Origin of the sequence: Actinoplanes sp. NPDC051494 (assembly GCF_044454705.1) — a bacterium.
Taxonomy (GTDB): domain Bacteria; phylum Actinomycetota; class Actinomycetes; order Mycobacteriales; family Micromonosporaceae; genus Actinoplanes.
Map to the genome: position 1 here is coordinate 53887 of NZ_JBITDZ010000011.1, position 23673 is coordinate 77559.

At 70.0% G+C, this 23673-nt stretch carries 21 protein-coding genes; 15 read left to right on the forward strand and 6 right to left on the reverse strand.

What is annotated here, in order from left to right; all coding sequences use genetic code 11:
• The first annotated feature begins 9 nt into the window (after positions 1-9).
• From manA to hpf, 11 genes are all read left to right on the forward strand, one after another.
• A complete protein-coding gene (gene manA / locus ACIA6A_RS31415) occupies positions 10-1173 on the forward strand; it encodes a mannose-6-phosphate isomerase, class I (protein ID WP_396101583.1) in 1164 nt (387 codons plus the stop codon).
• Positions 1174-2123: 950 nt separating this feature from the next.
• Complete coding sequence (locus tag ACIA6A_RS31420; protein WP_396101851.1) at positions 2124-2948, forward strand: helix-turn-helix domain-containing protein; 825 nt, start codon at positions 2124-2126, stop codon at positions 2946-2948.
• A gap of 58 nt (positions 2949-3006) precedes the next feature.
• Positions 3007-3210, forward strand: a complete 204-nt coding sequence (locus tag ACIA6A_RS31425; protein ID WP_396101584.1) for a DUF397 domain-containing protein — start codon at positions 3007-3009, stop codon at positions 3208-3210.
• 128 nt (positions 3211-3338) lie between these two features.
• Positions 3339-4163, forward strand: a complete 825-nt coding sequence (gene efeU / locus ACIA6A_RS31430; RefSeq protein WP_396101585.1) for an iron uptake transporter permease EfeU — start codon at positions 3339-3341, stop codon at positions 4161-4163.
• Positions 4156-5292: an iron uptake system protein EfeO gene (gene efeO, locus ACIA6A_RS31435; RefSeq protein WP_396101586.1), complete on the forward strand. Its 1137-nt coding sequence runs from the start codon at positions 4156-4158 to the stop codon at positions 5290-5292. Before efeU ends, efeO begins: the two co-directional genes overlap by 8 nt.
• 5 nt (positions 5293-5297) lie before the next feature.
• Positions 5298-6524, forward strand: coding sequence for an iron uptake transporter deferrochelatase/peroxidase subunit (gene efeB / locus ACIA6A_RS31440; RefSeq protein WP_396101587.1), 1227 nt, complete (start codon positions 5298-5300; stop codon positions 6522-6524).
• Between the two features lie 80 nt (positions 6525-6604).
• Positions 6605-7294: an MtrAB system response regulator MtrA gene (gene mtrA / locus ACIA6A_RS31445; RefSeq protein WP_023358973.1), complete on the forward strand. Its 690-nt coding sequence runs from the start codon at positions 6605-6607 to the stop codon at positions 7292-7294.
• A 77-nt stretch (positions 7295-7371) separates the two neighbouring features.
• Positions 7372-9111 (forward strand): MtrAB system histidine kinase MtrB, encoded by a 1740-nt coding sequence (gene mtrB / locus ACIA6A_RS31450; RefSeq protein ID WP_396101852.1) that lies wholly within the window; start codon positions 7372-7374, stop codon positions 9109-9111.
• On the forward strand, positions 9108-10931 hold the full coding sequence (locus tag ACIA6A_RS31455) for an LpqB family beta-propeller domain-containing protein (protein ID WP_396101588.1): 1824 nt from the start codon (positions 9108-9110) through the stop codon (positions 10929-10931). The genes mtrB and ACIA6A_RS31455 overlap by 4 nt, the downstream gene beginning before the upstream one ends.
• A 928-nt stretch (positions 10932-11859) precedes the next feature.
• Entirely contained in the window at positions 11860-12684 is an 825-nt protein-coding gene (locus ACIA6A_RS31460) for a ComF family protein (RefSeq protein ID WP_396101589.1), read from the forward strand.
• Positions 12685-12873: 189 nt separating this feature from the next.
• Positions 12874-13494 (forward strand): ribosome hibernation-promoting factor, HPF/YfiA family, encoded by a 621-nt coding sequence (gene hpf / locus ACIA6A_RS31465; RefSeq protein ID WP_396101590.1) that lies wholly within the window; start codon positions 12874-12876, stop codon positions 13492-13494.
• Between the two features lie 47 nt (positions 13495-13541).
• Here hpf and ACIA6A_RS31470 read toward each other — a convergent pair whose 3' ends face one another.
• Positions 13542-14675, reverse strand: a complete 1134-nt coding sequence (locus ACIA6A_RS31470; RefSeq protein WP_396101591.1) for a GNAT family N-acetyltransferase — start codon at positions 14673-14675, stop codon at positions 13542-13544.
• Positions 14672-15760, reverse strand: coding sequence for a GNAT family N-acetyltransferase (locus tag ACIA6A_RS31475; protein ID WP_396101592.1), 1089 nt, complete (start codon positions 15758-15760; stop codon positions 14672-14674). Before ACIA6A_RS31475 ends, ACIA6A_RS31470 begins: the two co-directional genes overlap by 4 nt.
• A 160-nt stretch (positions 15761-15920) precedes the next feature.
• On the opposite strand from ACIA6A_RS31475, the gene secA reads away from it, so the two are divergent.
• Entirely contained in the window at positions 15921-18824 is a 2904-nt protein-coding gene (secA, locus tag ACIA6A_RS31480) for a preprotein translocase subunit SecA (RefSeq protein WP_396101593.1), read from the forward strand.
• 150 nt (positions 18825-18974) lie between these two features.
• On the opposite strand, the gene ACIA6A_RS31485 is transcribed toward secA, so the two are convergent.
• Positions 18975-19358 carry an Rv3235 family protein gene (locus ACIA6A_RS31485; RefSeq protein ID WP_396101594.1) on the reverse strand — a complete coding sequence of 128 codons (384 nt, stop codon included), beginning with the start codon at positions 19356-19358 and terminating at the stop codon, positions 18975-18977.
• 408 nt (positions 19359-19766) lie between these two features.
• Here ACIA6A_RS31485 and ACIA6A_RS31490 point away from each other — a divergent pair, with 408 nt between their 5' ends.
• Positions 19767-20462 (forward strand): hypothetical protein, encoded by a 696-nt coding sequence (locus tag ACIA6A_RS31490; RefSeq protein ID WP_396101595.1) that lies wholly within the window; start codon positions 19767-19769, stop codon positions 20460-20462.
• Positions 20463-20810: 348 nt separating this feature from the next.
• On the opposite strand, the gene ACIA6A_RS31495 is transcribed toward ACIA6A_RS31490, so the two are convergent.
• Positions 20811-21056: a helix-turn-helix transcriptional regulator gene (locus ACIA6A_RS31495; protein ID WP_396101853.1), complete on the reverse strand. Its 246-nt coding sequence runs from the start codon at positions 21054-21056 to the stop codon at positions 20811-20813.
• A 41-nt stretch (positions 21057-21097) separates the two neighbouring features.
• Entirely contained in the window at positions 21098-21556 is a 459-nt protein-coding gene (locus ACIA6A_RS31500) for an Lrp/AsnC family transcriptional regulator (protein ID WP_396101596.1), read from the reverse strand.
• A 93-nt stretch (positions 21557-21649) separates the two neighbouring features.
• Between ACIA6A_RS31500 and ACIA6A_RS31505 the strand changes: the two genes are divergently transcribed.
• The gene (locus ACIA6A_RS31505) at positions 21650-22030 is read left to right on the forward strand and encodes a rhodanese-like domain-containing protein (RefSeq protein WP_396101597.1); all 381 of its coding nucleotides are present in this window, start codon (positions 21650-21652) and stop codon (positions 22028-22030) included.
• A gap of 16 nt (positions 22031-22046) precedes the next feature.
• Positions 22047-22556, forward strand: coding sequence for a DUF6912 family protein (locus ACIA6A_RS31510; RefSeq protein WP_396101598.1), 510 nt, complete (start codon positions 22047-22049; stop codon positions 22554-22556).
• Between the two features lie 4 nt (positions 22557-22560).
• Here ACIA6A_RS31510 and ACIA6A_RS31515 read toward each other — a convergent pair whose 3' ends face one another.
• Complete coding sequence (locus ACIA6A_RS31515; protein ID WP_396101599.1) at positions 22561-23526, reverse strand: hypothetical protein; 966 nt, start codon at positions 23524-23526, stop codon at positions 22561-22563.
• Positions 23527-23673: the final 147 nt, after the last annotated feature.

The following is a 23673-nucleotide window of genomic DNA, read 5'->3' on the forward strand; positions in this document are numbered from 1 at the left end:
GTGGCCGAGGTGGCTGCTGTTTTTCCGCTGACCGGCGTCATCCGGCCCTACGCCTGGGGATCGCGCACCTCGATCGCCGGGCTGCAGGGCCGGCCGGCGCCGACCGGCACGCCGGAAGCGGAACTCTGGCTGGGCGCCCACCCGGGCGACCCGGCCACGGTCACCGCGGCGGACGGCCCGATCAGCCTCGCGACGCTGATCGAGGACGATCCCGAGGCCCAGCTCGGTGCGGAAACGGTCAAGGAATTCGGCGTACGGCTCCCGTACCTCATGAAGATCCTCGCCGCCGAGACCCCCCTCTCCCTGCAGGCGCACCCGGACGCCGACTATGCCAAGAAGGCCTTCGCGGCCCAGGAGGCGGACCCGGACGCCCCCCGGAACTACACGGACGCCTTCCACAAGCCGGAGATGCTGGTAGCCCTCACGCCGTTCGAGGCGCTGTGCGGCTTCCGCGCCCCGGACGAGGCGGCGAAAGCCCTCGAAGCGTTCGGCATCGACCGCCTGACCCCGGTCGTCACCGCTCTCCGCAAGGGCGTCGAGGGCCTGCGTGAAGCTGTCCACACGCTGCTGACCTGGCCCGCGGACGACCGCGCGGCGCTGCTGGCCGAGGTCGTGGCCGCGGGCACGTCACCGTTGGCGACCAGCCTGGCCGCCCACTACCCGGGAGACCCGGGAGCTCTGGTCGCGCTCCTGCTCAATCACGTACGCCTGCAGCCCGGCGAAGCCATCTGGATGCCGGCCGGAAACCTGCACGCCTACCTGTCCGGCACCGGCGTCGAAATCATGGCGGCCAGCGACAACGTCCTCCGCGGCGGCCTGACCCCCAAACGCGTCGACGTGGACGAACTCCTGCGCGTCCTCCGCTTCGAAACCCTCGACGACCCCATCCTCCCGGCCACCCCCGTGTCCCCGGGTGTCCAGACCTGGCAGGTCCCGGCCCGCGAGTTCGCTCTCTACCGCCTGGACCTGGGCCCGGCCACACCGCCGCTGAGCCTGCCCCCGCAGGGCCCTCGCATCGTCCTGGGCACCCAGGGAGACGTCTACGTGGCGGAGGCGGTGGACGGCACCCCGGTGGAGCTCACCCCCGGAACAGCGGCCTACATCCCCGCGTCGACCGGCCCGGCGACCGCAGCAGGCCTGGGCCAGCTCTTCGTGGCCGCGGTGGCTCCCTGACCACCCACCCGCAGCCCTCCCCGGCAGCCGGGACCGTCTGACCGGCCCACCGCGCCCGGGTGGCACCAGTCGGCCGTCACGTCGGTGAGGGCTGAGGACGATCACGCCCAGCCATCCCGGTAGCGCCGGGCCGGCGCCATTCGCGGAACCGCAACCACAACAGCTCGCCGCACCCCGACCGTCACCGCGACGACGCCTCCCGGTGATCGCGCCCGCAAGGACAGCTCGGGGTGATCGCGCACTGCAGGGGCATCTCCGCGTGTTACTCACCGCTCGTCTGGCCGCGATGATCCCTGCTGTGGTGACGCCTCGCGGTGATTACCCGCCGCGGCGACAGCTTGCAGCGGCGCCTGCTGGAACGAGGGTGTGCGCTGACTGCCTGCTGTGGGTGCCGGCGCGCGGTGATTGCGGGTGGCGGGGTGGGTGGAAGCGGGATCGTTCGTGAGGTGCCAGAAGGTACTTAATACGAAATTTCCGGATTTGCTTGACATGAGGGTTGCGGAGTGTGAATCTATAAACACGCAGCGTCAATGGTGATCGGGGGGTCCCACGACGCGCGCGGTACCAAACCGGGGGGATGAACGGGGCGGCGGGTCTTTGACCTGTCGCCTCGTTCGCTGTCCGGGGTCGCCCACGCTCGCGAGGGTGGTTCGCTGAGTGTGTGGTGAGCGCCCGGGTGGCGCGCTGCGGACGACGTACCCGAGGAACGGGGTTCGGCTCGGACATGGAAAAGCGAACCGGTGGTTGCCGCCGCCGGTCCGCTTTCCGGTTCCGCGCGCCGCCCCCGCAGGCGATGCGCAGGGTGCAGTGCCTCCCGCCCGGCGACCTGCACCAAGTCGTCCTTCTCATCCCATTAGCACATGGTCACGGCCGATCTGCAAGTGCAGATAGTGGTCTGCAAGTTGCAGCCGGCGGCCGGTACGGTGGGGTTCGTGGCTGGACCGACGTCGATGGCTGCCCGGCGGGAGCTCGCGGATGAGCTCCGGCGGATGCGTGGGGGCCGGCGGGGTGCGGCGGTGGCCGGCCTGCTGGGGTGGTCCGAGTCGAAGTTGAGCCGGATCGAGACGGCCCGGACCGGGATCAGTGACGCCGATCTTGAGCGCCTGCTGCAGGTGCTGGGGGCTCCGCGGGTCGAGCTGGTGCGGTTGCGGGATCTGGCGCGGCGGGGGCGGGTGCGGGTCTGGTGGGCGCCCTACCGGTCGTCGGTGGCTGAGCCGTACGACGAGTATGTCGCTTTTGAGGCCGAGGCCGTGTCGATGTGTGAATGGGAAGCGCAGCTTGTTCCCGGTCTTCTGCAGACCGATGAGTATGCGCATGCCGTCATCGGGGCCGGTGCCGACAATCGTGATCCGGAGATTCTGCAGCGGCGGACCGCGTTGCGTATGGCCCGGCAGAGTGTGCTGACCAGGGAGCCCGCGCCGGAATTGTGCGTGGTGCTCGACGAGTCCGTTCTGCGGCGTGAGGTCGGTGGTCGTGCGGTGCTTCGCCGGCAGCTCCAGCGGTTGTACGACGCGAGTGGGCGCCCCGGGGTCGACCTTCGTGTCATGCCTTTCTCGGCGGGGTCGCACGCGGCTCTCACCGAGGCTTTTGTCATTTTCGAGTTCGAGGATCGGCCCCCTGTGGTGCACAGCGAGGATCTGATCGGCGGTCAGTTGCGCACCAAGGATGCCGAGGTCCGGGTGTATCGGGCCGCTTTCGAGGATCTGCGGCGGCGGTCTCTGCCGGTCGGCGAGACGCGGAGTCTGATCGCCCGATCAGGCGAACGACTCGGTTGACGGCCGCTGTCGTGCGTCAAGTGGCGTTAAGTCAGCGAGTATTCATTCGCTGAAAGGTATGACATTGCAGAACAATGCGTTGGCATGGAAGAAAAGCACCCGAAGTGGTGCCGCCGGACACTGCGTGGAGGTCGCTGCCGCGTCGTCGACGGTCTTTGTCCGCGACTCCAAGGATGTGTCGGGACCGGTGCTGGATTTCGACCAGGAGGGATGGTCGGCGTTTCTTGCCGGGGTCCGCGCGGGTGAGTTCGATCTGAGCTGAAGGGGCGCGGGCGGCTCCGGCCGCCCGTGTCGTGCAGCACGATTCAAAATCGCAGCTTGACGACTCGCGCTTCGTCGTGACTATGGTGTGCCAAGCCTTACTTAGGTAAACCTAACTGACGGAGTGCCATGCTCGCGACCTACCTCATCGGACTCCGTGAGGGGCTGGAGGCCACCCTGGTGGTCAGCATCCTGGTCGCGTTCCTCGTCAAATCGGAGCGCAAGGACCGGTTGCCCCAGGTCGGGGCTGGGGTCGCCCTGGCCGTCGCGCTCTCGGTCTTCTTCGGATGGCTGCTCAGCTACACCGAGACGACCCTTCTGCAACGGTACGAGCAGCGCGAACTCTTCGAAGCGGTCACCTCGGTGCTGGCCGTCGGCTTCGTAACCTGGATGATTTTCTGGATGCGCCGCGCCGCCCGGTCCATCGCCGGTGACCTGCGCGGCAAACTGCGGGACGCGCTGGCCGTGGGGTCGATCGCGGTGGGCGTGATGGCGTTCCTGGCGGTCGTCCGCGAGGGCCTCGAGACGTCGCTGATCTTCTACTCCGCCGTGCAGGGCGCGTCGTCGAACACCAGGCCGTTGCTGGCCCTGATCGGCGGCATCGGCTCGGCCGTCGTCATCGGATGGCTGATGTACGCGACCGCGGTGCGGATCAACCTGGGGACGTTCTTCACCTGGACCGGGGCCGTGCTGGTCCTGGTCGCGGCCGGGATCCTGAAGTACGGGGTGCACGACTTCCAGGAGTCCGGCGTGCTCCCGGGTCTCAACAACCTGGCGTACGACATCAGCGCCGTGCTCGATCCCAGCGCCTGGTACACCGCGCTGCTCACCGGCATGTTCAACATCACCCCCACGGCATCGGTGCTCGAGACCCTCGCGTGGCTCGCGTACGGGCTCCCCGTACTCGCGATCTTTCTCTGGCCCGTGCGATCCCATCAGGAGAACCATGCGTAATTCCCGGCTCGTCACCCTCGCCGCCGTCGGTCTGCTCGGCGGCTCGCTCGCCGCGTGCGGCGACTCCTCCGACTCCTCCTCGGACGCCGCCGGCGGACCCATCGTGGTCAAGGCCTCCGACACGGCCTGCGAGGTGGCCTCTGCCTCGGCCGGGGCCGGCACCAGCGTCTTCACCGTGACCAACGGCGGCAACAAGGTCACCGAGTTCTACGTGTACGCCGCGGGCGACCGGATCATGGGTGAGGTCGAGAACATCGCTCCCGGGCTCTCCCGTGAGCTGCACGTCGAGCTGCCCGCCGGCTCCTACGAGACGGCGTGCAAGCCCGGCATGATCGGCAAGGGCATCCGCTCGGCGTTCACCGTCTCGGGTTCGGCGGCCCCGCTGACCGCCGACGCCAAGCTGGCCGACGCGACCGCCAGCTACTCGCGCTACGTCAAGAGCCAGACCGAGGCGCTGTTGCCGAAGACCGAGGAGTTCGTGACCGCGGTCAAGGCCGGCGAGGTCGACAAGGCCAAGGCCCTGTTCCCGATCACCCGTACGTACTGGGAGCGCATCGAGCCGGTCGCGGAGATCTTCGGCGACCTCGACCCGAGGATCGACGGTCGTGAGGAGGTCATCGAGGAGGGCATGGAGTTCACCGGCTTCCACCGCCTCGAGAAGGACCTCTGGGCCACCACTCCGGACCTCGGTAAGGACGGTCCGATCGCCGACCAGCTGCTGGTCGACGTGAAGGAGATCGTGGTCAAGGCGAACGCCGAGACGCTCTCTCCGCTGCAGCTCGCCAACGGCGCCAAGGGCCTGCTCGACGAGGTCGCCACCGGCAAGATCACCGGCGAGGAGGACCGTTACTCGCACACCGACCTGTGGGACTTCAACGCCAACGTCGAGGGTTCCAAGGCCGCCATCGCGGCGCTGCGCCCGGTCCTCGAGGAGCGCGATGCTGCCCTGATCACGACGCTCGACACCGAGTTCGCCAACGTCGACACCGTGCTCACGAAGTACCGCGACGGTGACGGCTGGAAGCTGCACAACCAGCTCACCCCGGCCGACCTGAAGGGTCTCTCGGACGCGATCAACGCGCTCGCCGAGCCGATCTCCAAGGTCGCCGCGGTGGTCTCGCAGAAGTAGTCCCGATGTCCACTGCTGGTTACTCGCGCCGGCGGGCCATCGCGCTCGCCGGCGCCGGCACGGTCGGGGTCGCCGCCATCGGGGCCGCCGGGGTGCGGTCCTTCACACCACCGCCCGGCAACGCGGTCGCCTTCGCCGGTGAGCATCAGGCCGGCATCGTCACCCCGGCGCAGGACCGGCTGCACTTCGTGGCGTTCGACGTCATCACCAAGGACCGGAACCGCCTCGTCCAGCTGCTGAAGGACTGGACCGCGGCCGCCACCCGGATGGCGTCGGGGCGCGACGCGGGGGAGATCGGGGCGGTCAACGGGGTGCCCGAGGCGCCGCCGGACGACACCGGTGAGGCGCTCGGCCTGCCGCCGGCCAACCTGACCATCACGGTCGGTTTCGGCGCGACGCTGTTCCGCGACGCCGACGGCCGCGACCGGTTCGGGATCGCCGACCGGCTCCCGCCCGCCCTCGACGACCTGCCGCACTTCCCGGGCGACGTGCTCGACGCCGCGCTGGGCGGCGGCGACCTCTGCGTCCAGGCCTGTGCCGACGATCCGCAGGTCGCCGTGCACGCGATCCGCAACCTGGCGCGGATCGGCATGGGCACGGTCAGCGTGCGCTGGTCGCAGCTGGGCTTCGGGCGCACGTCGTCCACGTCCACGGCCCAGGCGACACCCCGCAACCTCTTCGGATTCAAGGACGGTACGGCCAACCTGAAGCTCGAGGAGGCCGCGCTGCTCGAACAACACCTGTGGGTGCAGCCCGGTGACGGGCCGGACTGGATGACCGGCGGGGCGTACCTGGTGACCCGGAAGATCCGGATGATCATCGAGACCTGGGACCGCTCGTCGCTGTCGGAGCAGGAGACGATCGTCGGCCGGCACAAGGGCACCGGCGCTCCGCTCGGCATGGCCGGGGAGTTCGACGAGCCCGATCCACGGGTGCTGCCCGAGGGCTCGCACGTCCGGCTCGCCCACCCCGACCTGAACGGTGGGGCCCGGCTGCTGCGCCGCGGCTACAACTTCGTCGACGGCTCGGACGGGCTCGGGCGCCTCGACGCGGGACTGTTCTTCATCGCGTACCAACGGGACCCGCGTAAGCAGTTCGTACCGGTTCAGCTGAGCTTGTCCCGTCATGACGAGATGAACGAATACCTCAAGCCGGTCTCTCTTGCCCTTTTCGCCTGTCCCCCCGGGGTCGGCGGAGCGGAGGATTTCTGGGGCCGGGCGCTGTTCTCGTGAGCCTGGTTTTTCCACCGTGACGAGTCTTGATCGACAGCCGGTCACACGGCCCGGAAGGGGACAGTGCAATATTGGATCGCATGAGAGCCCGTGTACTCGTCGTCGACGACGACCCCGCGCTGGCGGAGATGCTCGGCATCGTCCTGCGCAGCGAGGGCTTCCTGCCCTCCTTCGTGGCCGACGGTGAACGAGCCCTCGCCGCGTTCCGGGAGAGCAGGCCCGACATCGTCCTGCTCGACCTCATGCTGCCCGGCATGAGCGGCATCGACGTCGCCCGGGCCATCCGCACCGAGTCGGGCATCCCGATCGTCATGCTCACCGCCAAGAGCGACACCGTCGACGTGGTCCTGGGTCTCGAGTCCGGGGCCGACGACTACGTGGTCAAGCCGTTCAAGCCCAAGGAGCTCGTGGCGCGCATGCGTGCCCGCCTGCGCCGTGGTGAGGACGCCGCGCCGGAGATGCTCACCATCGGGCCGCCCGGCAACCAGATCACCATCGACGTGCCCGCGCACACCGTCTCGCGCGACGGCGAGGAGGTGAAGCTGACGCCGCTGGAGTTCGACCTGCTGGTCGCGCTCGCCCGCAAGCCGCGTCAGGTCTTCACCCGCGAGGTGCTGCTCGAGCAGGTCTGGGGTTACCGGCACGCCGCCGACACCCGGCTGGTCAACGTGCACGTCCAGCGACTCCGGGCGAAGATCGAACCCGATCCGGAGCGGCCGGAGATCATCCTGACCGTGCGCGGCGTGGGCTACAAGGCCGGCACCGGGTGAGCTGTCCACAGGCCTGCTGAGCGGGGCCCGCGGACGGGTTAACCTTGGCCCCGATGCGAGCTCCAGCCTGGTTACCGATGCCCGTCCGCCGCACCCTCAGAGCGGTGCGGCGGCACTGGCGTGTCGTCGTGCGCCGGGGCAGGCGGCTCTCCGCCCCGGTGCGGCGCAGCTGGCGGCGCTCGCTGCACCTGCGGGTCGTCACGCTCACCCTGGTCGCGTCCAGCCTGCTGGTCGGCGGTTTCGGCTGGTTCATCGCCGACCGCAGCACCAACATCCTGCTCGACCGGGCCCGCGACGAGGTCGGCTCGCAGACCGCGGCCAAGGTCGAGTACGCCCGGCAGCAGCTCACCGTGCACCGGCAGGTGCGCGACCCGAAGCTCCCGGTGACGCTCAACAACACGATCACCCGGCTGTCCGCGGGTGACTCCGCGGAGAGCGGCGGCGCGATCCTCACCATCCGCGCCGACAACTTCCCCGACCTCAAGCCGGTCAGCTCGAAGGACGACACCGGGACGCTGATCACCCGGGAGATGCGCCACGAGGTCTCCGCCGACGCCCAGCTCGCCCAGCAGATCCGCACCACCGAGGTCGGCGGCGAACAGGTGAAATACCTGGTCTGGGGCTCGCCGGTGCCGACCTCGTTCGGTCACCTCGAGCTCTACTACATGGTCCCGCTGACCACCGAGGACCGCGCCGCCAACCAGATCCGTACCACGGTCCTGGTCACCGGTCTGGCGCTGGTCATCCTGCTGAGCATGGTGGCCGGCCTGGTCACCCGCATGGTGGTGACGCCGGTCCGGGTCGCGGCCCGCACCGCCCAGCGGCTCTCCGCCGGCCTGCTCGACCAGCGGATGAAGGTCGACGGCGAGGACGACCTCGCGCTGCTCGCCGCGTCGTTCAACCAGATGGCGGCCAACCTGCAGCGCCAGATCGTGCGCCTGGAGGAGATGTCCCGCCTCCAGCGGCGGTTCACCTCCGACGTGTCCCACGAGCTGCGCACCCCGCTCACGACCGTACGCATGGCCGCCGACCTCATCTTCTCCGAGCGTGACGAGTTCGACCCGGCCGTGGCGCGCAGCGCCGAGCTGCTGCAGGCCGAGCTGGACCGCTTCGAGAGCCTGCTCACCGACCTGCTGGAGATCAGCCGCTTCGACGCCGGTTTCGCGGCCCTCGACTCCGAGCACTCCGACCTGGTGCCGATCGTGCAACGGGTCGCCGAGCGTCTCGAGAGCCTGGCCGAGCGGGTCGGCATCACCATCGAGCTGCGGCTGCCCGACACCCCGGTCATCGCCGAGGTCGACCCGCGCCGGGTCGAGCGGATCCTGCGCAACCTGGTCGGCAACGCGGTCGAGCACGGCGAGGGCCGCCCGGTCGAGGTCACCCTGGCCACCGACGACGCCGCGGTCGCCGTCACCGTGCGCGACCACGGCGTGGGACTGAAACCGGGCGAGGAGCGCCTGGTCTTCAACCGCTTCTGGCGCGCCGACCCGTCACGGGCCCGGCAGACCGGCGGCACCGGCCTGGGCCTGTCGATCTCCGTCGAGGACGCCCGGCTGCATGGCGGCTGGCTCGAGGCCTGGGGTGAGCCCGGCGGTGGCTCGCAGTTCCGGCTGACCGTGCCGGTCCGGGCCGGCGACCGGCTCGTCGCGGCCCCGCTGCCACTGATCCCGCGCGACCGGGCGGTGGACGCACCCGTACCCGCTCCCTCACTCGCACGTGAGCCGGCCGCCGGTCCTGCTTCCACCACCGTTCCTGCTTCCACCACCGGGCCGGGCGCGCCGGCCGGGGACGACGAACCCGCGGAGGTGGGTCGATGAATCGCGGAGTTCTTGTCGTCGTGCTTTCCGGAGCGCTGGTGCTCGCCGGCTGCGGCATCCCGGACAACACCGACGTCGCCAAGGTCGGCTCCGCCTCCGGCCCGGCCGTGGGCATGGCCTCGGGCACCGACGCCGAGAACATCAGGCCCACCCGGGAACAGGCCGACGACCGTACCGAGCTGGCCAAGTCCTATCTCTCCGCGGCCGCGGCCAGCGACCCCGACGCCTCGCTCAAGCAGGTGCAGAGCTTCCTCTCACCGTCGGCCGCCACCACGTTCAAGGCCCCGTCCGACATCAAGATCATTCACACGGTCGACGAGCCGCTGGTCAACCCGGGCAGCGACGAGGTGCTGATCCAGGCGCTGACGGTCGGGCTGCTCAAGCACAACGGGACGATCGAGCCGTCGCCGGAGACCGGCGTGGTCACCTACACGCTCACGGTCTCCGGGATCACCGGCAAGACCGGCCTGTTCGTCACCAAGGCGCCCCAGGTCCTGCTGCTCACCGACGACGCGCTCGACACCTACTACGACCCGCACACGATCTACTTCTGGAACCCCGAACACACCGCGCTGGTCCCCGACGTGCGCTACCTGTCCGACGACGTGCCCCGCGAACAGGCCCCCCAGGAGATCATCAAGTGGATGATCGAAGGCCCCGCGGCGTGGCTCACCGGAGCGGTCGAGCCCCTGCCCGAGGGAGCGGCCCTGATCGGCAACGTCCCCGCCGAGAGCGAGGGCAAGCTGCGCATCAACCTGAGCGACACCTCGGTCGAGCCACCGGACGACCCGAACGCGCTCGACCGGCTACGGCGCCAGCTGATGTGGTCGCTGCGAACCTTCCTGCCCCGGGTGCTCGAGCTCAAGATCGGCAACCAGAGCCAGACCGACTACGACGGCAACGACTACCTCACCAGCAACGCGGCCTACCGGATGGCCGAGTCCCCCGAACGCTTCGTCATCTACGCCGGGCAGGTCAAACGGGTGACCGGCTCACCCGGCGCCGCCGACCCCATCCCGGTGATCCGGCCCGAGGCCAACCACGACGTCACCGCCGCCGCGTTCGCCCGCAGCTTCAGCGACCGGCGCTACGCCGCCCTGGTGACCTCGGCCAAGGGCGTCACGTCGCTGCAGGTCGGCAGCGTGGCCATGGGCGAGCGCGCCGATCTGCGCCGGGTGGCGCTACCCAGCGGCCCGGCCGGCCAGCCGGTCTGGGCCCTGACCTCCGACGACGCCCAGACCGGAGCCCTCGGTCTGATCACCGTCGGCGGCCGCCTCTACAGCTTCTCCGCCGACGGCGCCCCCCTGCGCGAGGTCGTCTGGCCCGGCCCACCCGGCGCGATCACCGCCGCGGCGGTAGCCCCCGACGGCCGCCGGGTGGCCCTGGTCGCCGGCGGCAAACTCTTCGTGGCGGCCATGACAGCCGACGGCGACGGCACCGAGCTGTCCACCCCGCGCCGCGTCGAGACAGAACGCCTCCGAGACGTCACCGCCGTGGACTGGGGCACCGAAACCTCCCTCGTGGTGGCCGGCACGCTGCGCGTCCGCGAACGCGTGGCGATCATCCAGACCGGCATCGACGGCGCCTACTCCTCCGAGGTCCTGGCCGACATCGGCACCGACCACGTCTCCTACCTCGCGACCTACCCGGTCAGCCCCTACTCCGGCAAGGGCGGCCCGGACGTCATGCAGTACATGGCCAAAGGAGCAGCCTTCGACATCCTGTCCGGAGCGGTCCGCATCGGCGTCGCCGACCTGGCCGAACCAGTGGAGAACCCAGCCCCCAAGGTCGTCCCGGTAGCCCCCTTCTACCTGCGCTGACCCGGCCCCGGAAGCTGGTCCGGGCCGATCGGCGGCAAGGGCCGGCCGGGATCGTGGTCGATTCGCGGTCGCGGGAGGCATGGGACCAGGGAAGCCACCGACAGGCTTCGCCATCACGGCCGCCGTGTCCGACGCCGCACGGCCCCATCGGCGGGGCGTCACCGTCACGGCCTGCCCGCGGGCGAGACCCCGCCGTGCGGTTCCGTCTCGCCGAGGCCTCACGGGCCGGTCCCTGCCGCCAGGGCCTTGTGGGTACGTCCCGGCCGGCCGAGGCCCTGCGGGTATGCCCCGCCCGAGGCCCTGCTGGTGTGCCCCGCCCGAGGCCCTGCGGGTATGTCCCGCCCGAGGCCCTGCGGGTATGTCCCGCCCGAGGCCCTGCGGGTGTGCCCCGCCCGAGGCCCTGCGGGTGTGCCCCGCCCGAGGCCTCGCGGGTAGGTCTTGGCCGGCCGGGACCTTGCCGCATCCTGGCCGGGCGGTAAGCCGTGGTCCGGCTTGTCCCCGAAGCCTTCTCGGCGTGCGGTCCGCCTTGTCGTCGGGATAACGCCGGCGCCGGGTCTGGTGGGCGTGCGGCCTTGTCGGCGGGGTTTGCCGTCTCGTCAACGGGCTGCCGGCTCGCTCTGCCGCGTCGGCACGGGCTGCTGCTCCGGAACGTGGGCACCAGTTGTCGGTGGCTGTTCGTCGCGAGGATTGGGTTCAGGGGCGGGAGGGGACTGCGGCCGGCCCTGGTGGTGGGAGCTGGAGCGGGCCGCGTGGGCGTCGAACAGGCCGAGAAATGGTGGCGGGCCGGGTTCGGCCGGAGAGATGTTTGGGCCAGTGGCCTCGTCTGGGCGTGGTCCGGATGGCGTGGTCCGGGCGGCGTGGTCCGGGCGGCGTGTTCTGGGTTGGTGGGAAGCGGTGGGATGGGAAGCGGTGGGACGGGAGTGGGTGGGTGAGGGGTCTTGGGGCGGATCTGGTTGATCTTGTTCTGCCGGGGGTTTGTGCCGGCTGCGGGGCTGAGCGGGTCCGATTGCGCTTCGGGGCCTGTGCCGCCTGCGTGACGGTGCTGGAGGGGCTGCTCCCGTATCCGACCAGTCCCTCGCCGCCTCCGCCGGGCATGCCGCCCTGTGTTGCCGTGGGGGCCTATGCGGGGGCGTTGCGGGGAGCGCTGCTCGCGTACAAGGAGAAGGGCCGGCATCGGTTGGCCCGGCCGTTGGGGGCTCTTCTCGCGGCGGCCGTGGCCGATGCTGCCGTTCGCGCGGGTGGTGGTCCGGGCGTGCCGGTGTGGTTGGTGCCGGTGCCTTCGACCGCGGGGGCCGTGCGGGAGCGGGGTGGGGATCATATGGCCCGGCTGGCCGGCGCCGCGGCTCGGCGGTTGGGGCGGGTGGGGTGGCGGGTGGCCGTCGGTCAGCCGCTCCGGGCGATGCCTCGGGTCGACTCCGCGTTACTTGATGTGCGCGGACGGGCGATCGCGGCTGAGAATTCCCTGCGAATCCGACATACCCGGATCCTGATTCCACGGCGGCGGCCGATGATCGGAGGCACGCTGATAGTGGTCGACGACAGCGTTACCACCGGGGCCACTCTGGCCGCGGTGACGAGTCGGCTCCGGGAGGTGGACATGCAGGTCAATGGTGCCGCGGTGCTGGCGGCCACCAGGCTTCGCGGGGTCCGCCGGGACCGGGTGGGCCGGGGTGCCGCGTCGAGGGTGCCAGGGTCGGAAGTCCCGCTATCGGGTTCCCCAACGAGGGGTGACGGGCAGGCCTCGGCAGGTTAGCGTTCTGGTGACGAGGGTAAGGCGCGATGCCTTACCCGCCACCCGGAGCCGAGGTCGATCGACCCGCCGCACCGGAGAGGAGCGTCCTCGTAAGCCGATTCGGTCACGTACATGGGTTTGCTTCGTTATCCCATACGTCACCGACAACCAGCACACCGCGATCAAGTGCAACGTTGGGGGAGGTCACGAGTGGACATTGTCGTCAAGGGCCGCAACGTAGAGGTTCCTGCTCACTACCGGGAACACGTCGCCGACAAGCTGGCAAAAGTCGAGCGGTATGACCAGAAACTCATCCGGGTCGACGTGGAGTTGTTCCACGAGCGCAACCCGCGACAGTCGGACAACTGCCAGCGTGTGGAGATCACCGTGATGACCCGCGGGCCGGTGATCCGGGCCGAGGCCTGTGCCAAGGATTTCTACGCCGCACTGGATGTCGCCTTCAACAAACTCGACGGACGCCTGCGCCGCGCCGCCGACCGCCGCCGCGTGCATCGCGGCCGGCACGCCCCGGTCTCCGTGGCCGCCGCCACCGCCGGGCTCCCGACCGACCTGCCGGACGTCACGCCGCCGGACGTGGACCCGTCCCTGGCCGCGGACCCGCAGGAACACGACGACAACCAGCCGTGGCGGATCGTGCGCGAGAAGGAACACCCCGCGGATCCGATGACCGTCGACGACGCCCTGTTCCAGATGGAGCTCGTCGGTCACGACTTCTATCTCTTCCATGACAAGGAAAGCGGCCGGCCCAGCGTCGTCTACCGGCGTCACGGCTACGACTACGGCATCCTCAGCCTGGAACTGACGGGCTGACCGGCCGCCCGGCTCGGCGGGTCACCCCGCCGAGCCGTTCACCCCGCTCAGCCCTTCACCCCGCTCAGCTGGGCCAGGGTGTCCTCGGCGATGAGGGCGTACTGAAGGTCGTCACTGCGGCGGCCATCCGGGCCGGGCAGGCGCGAGCGCATGTACGCCTCGCGCTGGAAACCGGCCTTCTCCAGCACCCGCTGCGATCCCAGGTTCGTCGGCAGCACCCCAGCGATGAGGCGGGCGATCCCCGTCTCAGCGAACGCCCAGAGTGCGATCAGCTGCGCCGCGCGGGTGGGAAACCCTCGCCCGCGCCACGCCGGCAGCATGCTGTACCCGATCATGGCCTGGGCGAGGGGCGGTTCCAGGTAATAGAGCCCGATCTCGCCGGCCGGCGTCCCGGTGGCGGCGTCCAGGATGACCATGTCCGCGCGTTCGCCGGCCAGCCAGTGCGCCTGGGACCGGTCGCAGCGCAACTCCATCTCCCGGCGGCTCTTCGGGACCGGCGGGACACTGGTCGCCACCACATCCGGCTGGTTGTTCAGGTCGGCGTGGAAGTCCAGGTGCTCCGGCAGCAGCGGCCGCAGGGTCACCACACCGTCGGAGAGTTCGCCGCCGGGCAGGTCCGGGAGCAGCCGTTCGACCGGCTCGGGCGGGTCGTCGGCCAGGCGGGTGAAGACCACCAGGTCGTCCCGGCCGCCGTCGCGGTCGGGCAGCGCCGAGCGGCGTACCCCTTCGCGGGTGAAGCCGGCGGCCAGCGCCACCCGTTGGCTGATCGTGTTCTCCCAGTGGGTGAGCAGCTCGACGCGGGCGAATCCGGCCTCGACGGCGTGCCCGGTCAGCGCGCGCACCGCCGCGGTGGCCACCCCACGCCCGCGGGCATGCGGGGCGGTCCAGTAACCGATCTCGGCCTGGCCGCGTTCCGGGGCTACCCGGTCGATCCCGGCGCCGCCCAGCAGCCGGTCGGTCACCGGGTCGGCGACCGCCCAGAACCCGCCGCCGGCGGCGAACATCCGCGGCACGACGTCCTCGACGTAGTCCTCGGCGTGCCCGCGGGTGAACGGGATGGGCAGCGGCGGCAGGAAGCGCCGAAGATCCCAGTCGTTGTAGGCCACCAGCAGGTCGTCGACGTCGCCCTTGGTCAGGCCGCGCAGCCGTACGCCGTCACCCGTGATCGTGGGCACCTTCACGTGACCTCATCTCTCAGCAGGGACGCCATCCAGAAGTCCCGCCGTTTCCCGTTGATCACCAGAGCTTGCCGCACCAGGCCTTCGGTCGTGTAGCCCGCGCGCTGGGCGACCACCCCGGAGATGTCGTTGCCGTTCTCCCATCGGATCTGCAGGCGCTCCAGACCGAGGCCCTCGAAGGCCCAGCGGCTCAGGGCCCGGACCGCGCTCACCGCGTACCCGTGCCCTCGTGCCCTGGGGGAGACCAGATAACCCAGCTCGCCCACCGCGGGGTCGTCGAGGATCCGGACGTCGGCCGACCCGGCCCAGGTGTCCGAGTCGTCGGCGATCGCGAAGACCGCTTCGCGGCCCGAGGTCCACCGGTCCACCACTTTGACGTCGACATAGTGCCGGGCGTGTTCCTCGGTGTAGGGCTGCGGGGCGCCGAACCAACGGATCACCTCGGGGTCCCGGAACGCGGTGACGACCTCCGGGATGTCCCGCTCCTGCGTTTTACGGAGCGTGACCGGCCCGGCGTCGAGTGCGGGCTGGGCGGAGAAAAAGGCACGGGCTGTCATCCGTACGGGATGAGCCACGTCCGTGCCCGCGGCCGTGAGTTTTCCGGGGGTCAGTGCCATGAGCCATCTGTCCGGGCCAGGCAGGGTGCCGATCATCGTGAAGCCGAGCCGTAGTGCCGTCAGGCGCGAGGGGTGGTTGCCGGCCGCGGCCCGCCAGTCGATCCGGGTCAGCCCCTCGTCGAAGGCTCGCCGCAGCAGGGCGCGGGCGGCCCGTTCGGTTACTCTGCGTCCACGCGCCGCGGCTGCCGACCAGTAACCGAGGGACGCCGTCCCGGCCTTCTCGTCGAGCTGGTGGAGCGCTAGACCGCCCGCCAGGCCGGCCCGGTCGAAGATGCCGAGGTGCAGCGCCGAGCCGGTCCCGGTGGCCTTCGCGATGAAACGGTCGGCGTCCTCGCGCCGGAACGGCCACGGCAGGGTCTGCTCCCATCGGTGCAGCACGGGGTCCTGACACGCCCGGAACATCGCTTCGGCGTCATCGGGCTGCCACGGACGTAGATGAAGTTCGTCAACATGGATATCGGGCACGCGCACGCGGTCATCCTGCCGGTTTCACTTTTTCTCGCAATGCGCTTTGAGCGAACGCGGTGCCGGTATTCATGTGTTTTGCGAGGTTGACCCGAGGCTCGGGTCACAGGTACCCAGAGAAGGCGCCTACGATGGTTCGGCAGACCGTCTAGGGGAGCGTTGACCCGTGTCGATTTTGGAAAAAGTCCTCCGCGCAGGCGAAGGCCGCATGGTGCGTCGCCTCAAGGCGATCGCCGATGCGGTCAACTCGATCGAGGATGAGTACACCGACCTCACCGACGACGAGTTGCGGGAGTGGACCGAGCAGTTCAAACAGCGGTACGCCGATGGTGAGTCACTCGACGACATGATGGTCGAGGCGTTCGCGGTCGCCCGGGAGGGCGCTCGTCGCACGCTCGGGCAGCGTGCGTACGACGTCCAGCTCATGGGCGGCGCCGCGCTTCACTTCGGCAACATCCCCGAGATGAAGACCGGTGAGGGCAAGACCCTGACCGGTGTGTTCCCCGCCTACCTGAACGCCCTCAGCGGCGATGGCGTGCACATCATCACGGTCAACGACTACCTCGCCCAGCGCGACGCCGAGTGGGTCGGGCGGGTGCACACGTTCCTCGGCCTGACCGTGGGCGTGATCCTGCCCAACCGGCCGGCCGCCGAGCACCGTGCGGCGTACGCGTGCGACATCACGTACGGCACCAACAACGAGTTCGGGTTCGACTACCTGCGCGACAACATGGCGTGGGCGGCGACCGAGCTGGTCCAGCGCGGCCACAACTTCTGCATCGTCGACGAGGTGGACTCGATCCTCATCGACGAGGCGCGCACGCCGCTGATCATCTCCGGTCCCGGCGAGCACTCCCAGCGCTGGTACGGCGAGTTCTCCGCCATCGTCGCCCGGCTCCAGAAGGGCACCGACGGCGAGGGCGACTACGAGGTCGACGTGGCCAAGCGCACGGTCGCCATCACCGAGCGCGGCGTCGGCCGGGTCGAGGACCGGCTCGGCATCGACAACCTGTACGAGTCGGTGAACACGCCGCTGGTGGGCTACCTGAACAACGCCATCAAGGCCAAGGAGCTCTACCGCAAGGACAAGGACTACATCGTCGACGACAACGGTGAAGTCCTCATCGTCGACGAGTTCACCGGCCGCATCCTGCACGGGCGCCGCTACAACGAGGGCATGCACCAGGCCATCGAGGCGAAGGAGGGCGTGGAGGTCAAGCAGGAGAACCAGACCCTGGCGACCATCACGCTGCAGAACTACTTCCGCCTGTACAACAAGCTCGGCGGCATGACGGGTACCGCGCAGACCGAGGCCGGCGAGTTCAACCAGGTCTACAAGGTCGGCGTGGTCAGCATCCCGACCCACCGCCCGATGATCCGCGTGGACCACCCGGACGTCATCTACAAGACCGAGAAGGCCAAGTTCAACGCGGTCATCGAGGACATCGCCGAGCGGCACGCCACCGGCCAGCCGGTGCTCGTCGGCACGGTCTCGGTCGAGAACTCCGAGATCCTCTCCACCCTCCTGCGCCGTCGCGGCATCCCGCACAGCGTGCTGAACGCCAAGTTCCACGCCCAGGAGGCGACGATCATCGCCCAGGCCGGGCGCAAGGGCGGGGTCACGGTGGCCACCAACATGGCCGGTCGTGGCACCGACATCCTGCTCGGTGGCAACCCCGAGTTCCTCGCCGCGTCCGAGCTGCACCAGCGCGGCCTGGACCCGGTCGAGAGCCCGGAGGAGTACGCGAAGGCCCTCGAAGAGGTCATGCCGGCCGTCAAGGAGGCCTGCGAGGCCGAGGCCGCCGAGGTCATCGGCGCCGGCGGGCTGTACGTCCTGGGCACCGAGCGCCACGACTCCCGCCGCATCGACAACCAGCTCCGCGGCCGCTCCGGCCGGCAGGGCGACCCGGGCGAGTCCCGGTTCTACCTGTCGCTGCAGGACGACCTGATGAAGCGGTTCCGCGCCGGTGCCGTCGAGGCGGTCATGGACCGCTTCAACATCCCGGAGGACGTCCCCATCGAGTCGAAGATGGTGACCCGCCAGATCCGCAGCGCCCAGACCCAGATCGAGGCCCAGAACGCCGAGATCCGCAAGAACGTCCTCAAGTACGACGAGGTGCTCAACAAGCAGCGCCAGGTCATCTACGCCGAACGCAAGCGCGTGCTCGACGGCGAGGACATGCACGAGCAGGCCCAGCACATGATCGACGACGTGACCACCGACTACGTCACGGCCGCGACCTCCGACGGCTACGCGGAGGAATGGGACCTCGAGCAGCTCTGGACCAACCTCCGGCGCCTGTTCCCGGTGAGCGTCACCATCGACGACATCGAGGAGGAAGCCGGCGGCGAGCGCAGCGGCCTCGACCACGACTTCCTCCTGAACCGCCTCAAGCAGGACGCCCAGGCGGCCTACCAGGCCCGCGAGGACGAGCTCGGCGTGGAGGCGGTCCGCGAACTCGAGCGTCAGGTCCTGCTCGCGGTGATCGACCGCAAGTGGCGCGAGCACCTGTACGAGATGGACTACCTGCAGGAAGGCATCAGCCTGCGGGCGTACGCGCAGCGCGACCCGGTGGTCGAGTACCAGCGCGAGGGCTTCGACATGTTCAACCAGATGATGGAGGGCATCAAGGAAGAAGCGGTCGGTTTCCTCTTCAACCTCGAGGTCCAGGTCGAGGAGACCCCCACGGTCACCCTCGACCCCTCCCAGGCGGTCGCCATGCCGAAGGCCAACGAGCCCGAGCACCAGCACGTCGAGGTCCGCGCCAAGGGCCTCGGCGAGGGTCGCCGCCCGCAGAACCTCCAGTACACCGCGCCGACCATCGACGGCGAGGCCGGAGCGGGTGCCCCCCAGATCCTTCAGCCCGAGCAGAACGCCCCGGCCCTGGGCCTCGGCGCCGGCCCGGCCCCGGTGATCCCGGCCAGCCCGGCCCACACCGGAGCCCACCGCACCACCAGCCGCACCTCCGGCCAGGCGGAAGCCTCCAACGGCCCGTCCCGCAACGCCCCGTGCTACTGCGGTTCCGGCAAGAAGTACAAGCGCTGCCACGGAGCCCCCGGCGCCGTCTGACCCGCCCGACCGACACCGAACCGCCCCTCCCGGCCACCCGCCGCGAGGGGCGGTTCGTTTTCCCTGCCCAACCCCGCGCGGGATGAGGCCCAGGACGGCCGCCGCCTCTACTGCTCACCGGACGCCCCGGGGGTGAGTCGTGGTCGTGGATCAGAGCAGATGCAGCGTGACGGCCAGCCAGCGGTTACCGTGACATTCCAGCCGGAACGGCAGAGCCCACGTCTTGTCCGGCGTGGCCAGCACCGCCGCGGCCTCGATGACACCCGGCCGGGGCTCGCAGAAACTCATCGCGACCATCACCGCGGGCGGCGGAACGCGAAGACGGGAAGCCTGCGGAGAATCACGCCGCGTCCGGGCCAGCTTCTGAGCGGCGGCCAGCGCCTGCGAGACCAGCAGGGCGGCGTCGCGGGGCTGAGCCAGCTTCCGGAGGTGCGCCGCGGGCCGGAACCCGTTCAGAACCTCGATGCAAGGATTCAGAAACCGCCGGACGGCGAACTCGGCCTCGGAATGACGGTCCTGCCGCGGACCCCGCACGGTCCGCACCCTGGTCGCGGTTCGACCCGCATGCGCCGTACGGGATCTTGAGGCCGCCGAGCCGGTGCGAAGCCCAGAATCTGAGCTGGCGGCGCTCCCCGGCCCGGCCACCGTCGGAGGGCTTCCCACCCGGCATCCTGCCGCCGTGTCCACCCCGGCCCGGGGGACAGTCGTCGTTCGGGCCGGGGTCGTCGTCGTCCGCGGGTCGGCTGTCCGCGGGCCGGCTGTCTGTGGGCTGGCTGTCTGTGGGCCGGCTGTCCGCGGGCTGGCTGTCTGTGGGCTGGCTGTTTGTGGGTTCGGCATTGTGGCCGGGCTTGCCGGCTTCCGCTGGTCAATTGTGGCCAGGCGAGATGGGTGGGCTGTCCGGTTGGGCGCGCCGGCTTCCCGCTGCCGCAATCGGTCGGGGCCATGCTGGTCGGGCTGGTCATGGTGGCCGTGGTGGCCATGCTGGTCGGGCTGGTCATGGTGGCCGTGGTGGCCGGGCTGACCGTGGTGGCCGGGCTGGTCGTGGTGGCCGGGCTGGTCGTGGTGGCCGGGCTGACCGTGGTGGCCGGGCTGGTCGTGGTGGCCGGGCTGACCGTGGTGGCCGGGCCGGCCGGGCTGGCCGTGGTTGGCAGGGTCGCTGGGCTGGCTGTGCTGGGCGGGCTGGCCGTGGTGGCTCGCGTCGGGCCGGTTCAGCGGATGGGTGGCGAGGGCCCGGGGCGCCCAGTCTGGTGGGAAATCGTCGATAGCCGACTGCCGGCCGTCGTCGTAGGGCGGGTCGCTGTGGAGCACACGCCGGAGCCTGATCGCCGGTTGCGGATCCTGCTCTGTCAGCTCAACTGTCGACACGCTGCACCCCGATCCTTCGGTTTACCTACGTTTGCCTACGACAAGGAGTCTCCTGATCAGATTGCACTCGGTCAATGCCACCTTCCGAGCCTGTGGATAACTCGGTGGATAACTTTTCACGGTGGTCATCGGGCGGCCCGGGAAGACGAAACAACCCGGTCGAGGTGCGGCAGCAATCGGCCGGTGGGGAGTGGCAGGTGGTGTGTGGCCAGGTCAAACCGGGTGGCCGGGATGGTCACGGTGCCGGGTCACGTGAGCCAAGGCGTGGGCTGAAGCCGGGCGGGCCGGGGACACAGGTCAGAGCGTGCAGCCGGTGACGGGCTGATCAGCGTGGGCTGAGTCGGTGGGCCGGGCAGGGTTGACCGGCAACGTAGGCCGGGCATGGGGTGGGCCGGGCATGGGGTGGGCCGGGCACTGGGTGGGCCGGGCACTGGGTGGGCCGGGCACTGGGTGGGCCGCAGAATGCAGGCCGGGTGGGGCCGGCCAGGGTGGGTGCGCGTGCGGGTGCGCAGGCCAGGCTACGGGGGCGCCGGACGAGATGGTCCGGGATGCGTAAGCCGAGACGGCCGGGAGGTGCAGGGCCGGGAGGTGCAGGCCAGGGTGGGTTGGGCGGGCTGGCTGTCAGAGGGGGTTTTCGGGATGGGGGCGGCCTTCGACGAGGGGGTTCTCCTCGACCCAGGCTGCCGTCTCCGTGTACTTCTGTTTGATGTAATCCTCGAGTTTGGCTCGCTCGACCCGCCATTGGCCCCGCCCGCCGATCTTGATGGCGGGGAGGTCTCCGCTTCGGACCAGGTGGTAGACCTGGGAGTCGGAGACGTTGAGTTCGGCTGCCACGTCGGACAGCAGCAGGAATCGGGGCTCCATGATCCTCCGTCCGGGCCGGGAGTCTTCAGTTTGCCATTGTTTGCCTACGGGAGCTCGGGCGCCAGGGACCTTCCGGTCAGCGGACTGGAGTAGACCACGCTCGTCGTCACCGCGCCCAGGCCCGCTAGCCGGCCGGTGACCTCCTCCAGGTGACGCATGGAGCGGGTCAGCACCTTGAGGATGAAGCAGTCCTCGCCGGTCACGTGGTGGGCCTCGATGACCTCGGGCGTGGTGTCCAGCAGGGCGTGGAACGGCTTGTAGTTGCCGGTCGGGTATTTGAGGCGGACGAACGCCATGACGGTCAGGCCGACGCGGTCCGGGTCGATGGTGGCCCGGTAGCCGGCGATCACCCCGGTCTCTTCCAGGCGGCGGACTCTTTCGGTTACCGCGCTCGGGGACATGGAAACCGCGCGGGCCAGGTCGGCGAAGCTGGCTCGGCCGTCGCGCTGGAGTTCGGAGAGGAGTTGCCAGTCGGTGCGGTCGAGCGCGGGATCCACGGTCATTGCCGCAAGTTACCGTGATTTTGGCGGCTCAGGTACCCGTACACCATGGTTGTGGTCTGTCTGGCTCTGAAGCTGGCACCTAGCGTTGTGGGCATGAGAACAGCTGTGGAGATTTTTGCGGAGCGCCTGGCCACCCAGACCGATGTCGCCGATGTGCAGGCCTCGGCGCCGGGGAGTTTTGTCCTGGTCGATTCGCGGTCGCGGGAGGCATGGGACCAGGGGCACATCCCGGGCGCCGTCCACCTTCCGACGGCGGAGATCGCGACCCGGGCCGCCGAGGTGGTCGATCCGGGCGTGCCTGTTGTCACCTACTGCTGGGGTCCGGGTTGCAATGGTGCGACCAAGGCCGCGCTGGCTTTCGCCGAGCTCGGGTATTCCGTCCGGGAGATGATCGGCGGCGTGGAGTACTGGGAGCGGGAAGGCTTCGAGCTGGCGAAGGGCTCGGCGACTACCGTGGTGGGTTGCGGTTGTTGACGAGATAGGGGAGACAGTGGCGATCACCGAGCGGGTCCGGGTCTATGTGCCGGCGACTGTGCCGTTGCTGGCCGTGCTCAAGGAGTCCGGGCAGCTGGGTGACGGGCCGGTCTACGCGCATGCCGTCACACCCGCGTTGCGGGAGTGGTATGCGGAGGGCGACGAGGAAGAGCTCGAGTATGTGGCGTTCACCCGGGCCGCGCAGGCCGCCCTGCAGTTGCTGCGGCACGACCCCAAGGCACCGCGGCGCCGGGTGGTGCTGTCCGCCGATGTGATGGCGTCCGCCCTGGTGCGGGAGCCGGCCGAGCTGGGGTCCAGCGATGTCACGCTGGCGCAGCCGATCACGGTGAAGCACCTGGCCGCGATCCACGTGGACAGTGCCGGCGCGGAGGAGTCCGTCACGGCCGCCGTGGAGGTCGTGGAGCAGGCGCTGGCCGGGGACGAGGATGCTCAGTTCACGGTCGACAGTGCCGAGGACCACGAGCTCGAGTGGTACGCGCCGGACGAGGTCGACCAGCTGATCTGAGCCGTCAGTCGGCCCGGGCCGCCTGCTCGATCTCGTCCGGGTCCTCCTGCCGCTTCGGGGGGACCAGGGCGCGTTGTGGCCGGCGGACCGGGGCGGGATCCTCGTCGGCCGGCGTGCCGAGGGTGCGGCCGAACGCGACCATCGCGGTGAACGCGCCCACGAACAGCACCATCAGGGCGTTGTTGAGGCGGGTGGTGCTCAGCATCTGCTGGATGCTGGTGTCGAGCACGCTGACCCGGCCGGCGAGGTCCAGCACGCGGGCGCCGGCCGTACGCGTCAGCACCTCGCCGATCACGAGCAGCAGGCCCGGCCCACCGCCCGCGAGGGCGTAGAACGGCCAGCGCAGCACCGTGCCGTCGCGTTTCACGGCGCGGCGCAGCAGGCGGAACGTGATGAGCCCGGCGACCAGGCCGCCGAGCAGGCCCTGCGCGTAGCCCCAGTAGGCGGCCGCGTCGGCCTGGGACGCCGCGCTCTCGCCGGCGCCGAACACCGGGAGCAGGTCGTCCTGCAGGAACGCCAGCACCACGCCGACGAGGAACACGGCGATCGCGGCCCAGCAGACGGCGGCGATGACGCGGGCCTGCTGGAAGCCGGCGAGCGCGCCGCCGATCGTCGCGGCGGCGGCCACCGTGCCACCGACCACGGCGTAGATCCAGCCGTCGGTGTTGATGGTGATGATGGAGACGGCGCCGAGGCCGCCGATGATCAGGCCGACACCGGTGGTGATGACGAACCGGACGGTCGTGCTGACGGCGCGGCCGGCGCCGGTGACCAGGGTGAGCACGGCCAGCGCGGCGGCGGCACCGGCGACGAGCATGGCGGAGACCGCGCCGGGCATCGCGTACGCCGTGGAGGTCACCTCGATCTCGGCGTCGGCCTGGCTGGTGATCGAGTATCGGGACGACCAGAGCATCCCGGCCGCCCACAGAAGGCCCACCGAGGCCAGGATGATGCCTCTCGGTTTCCTCATGGGCCACAGGATAACGCGCCTGGTGAGGGCACTTCCTGGTGGGAGAATGCCGGGATGGGCGCCCAGCTTCGCGATGCGCCTGTGGGGAGCGACATCGAGCGCTACCGGACGTACCCGAGGCTGGTGGAGCCTACGAGGACGGTTGCT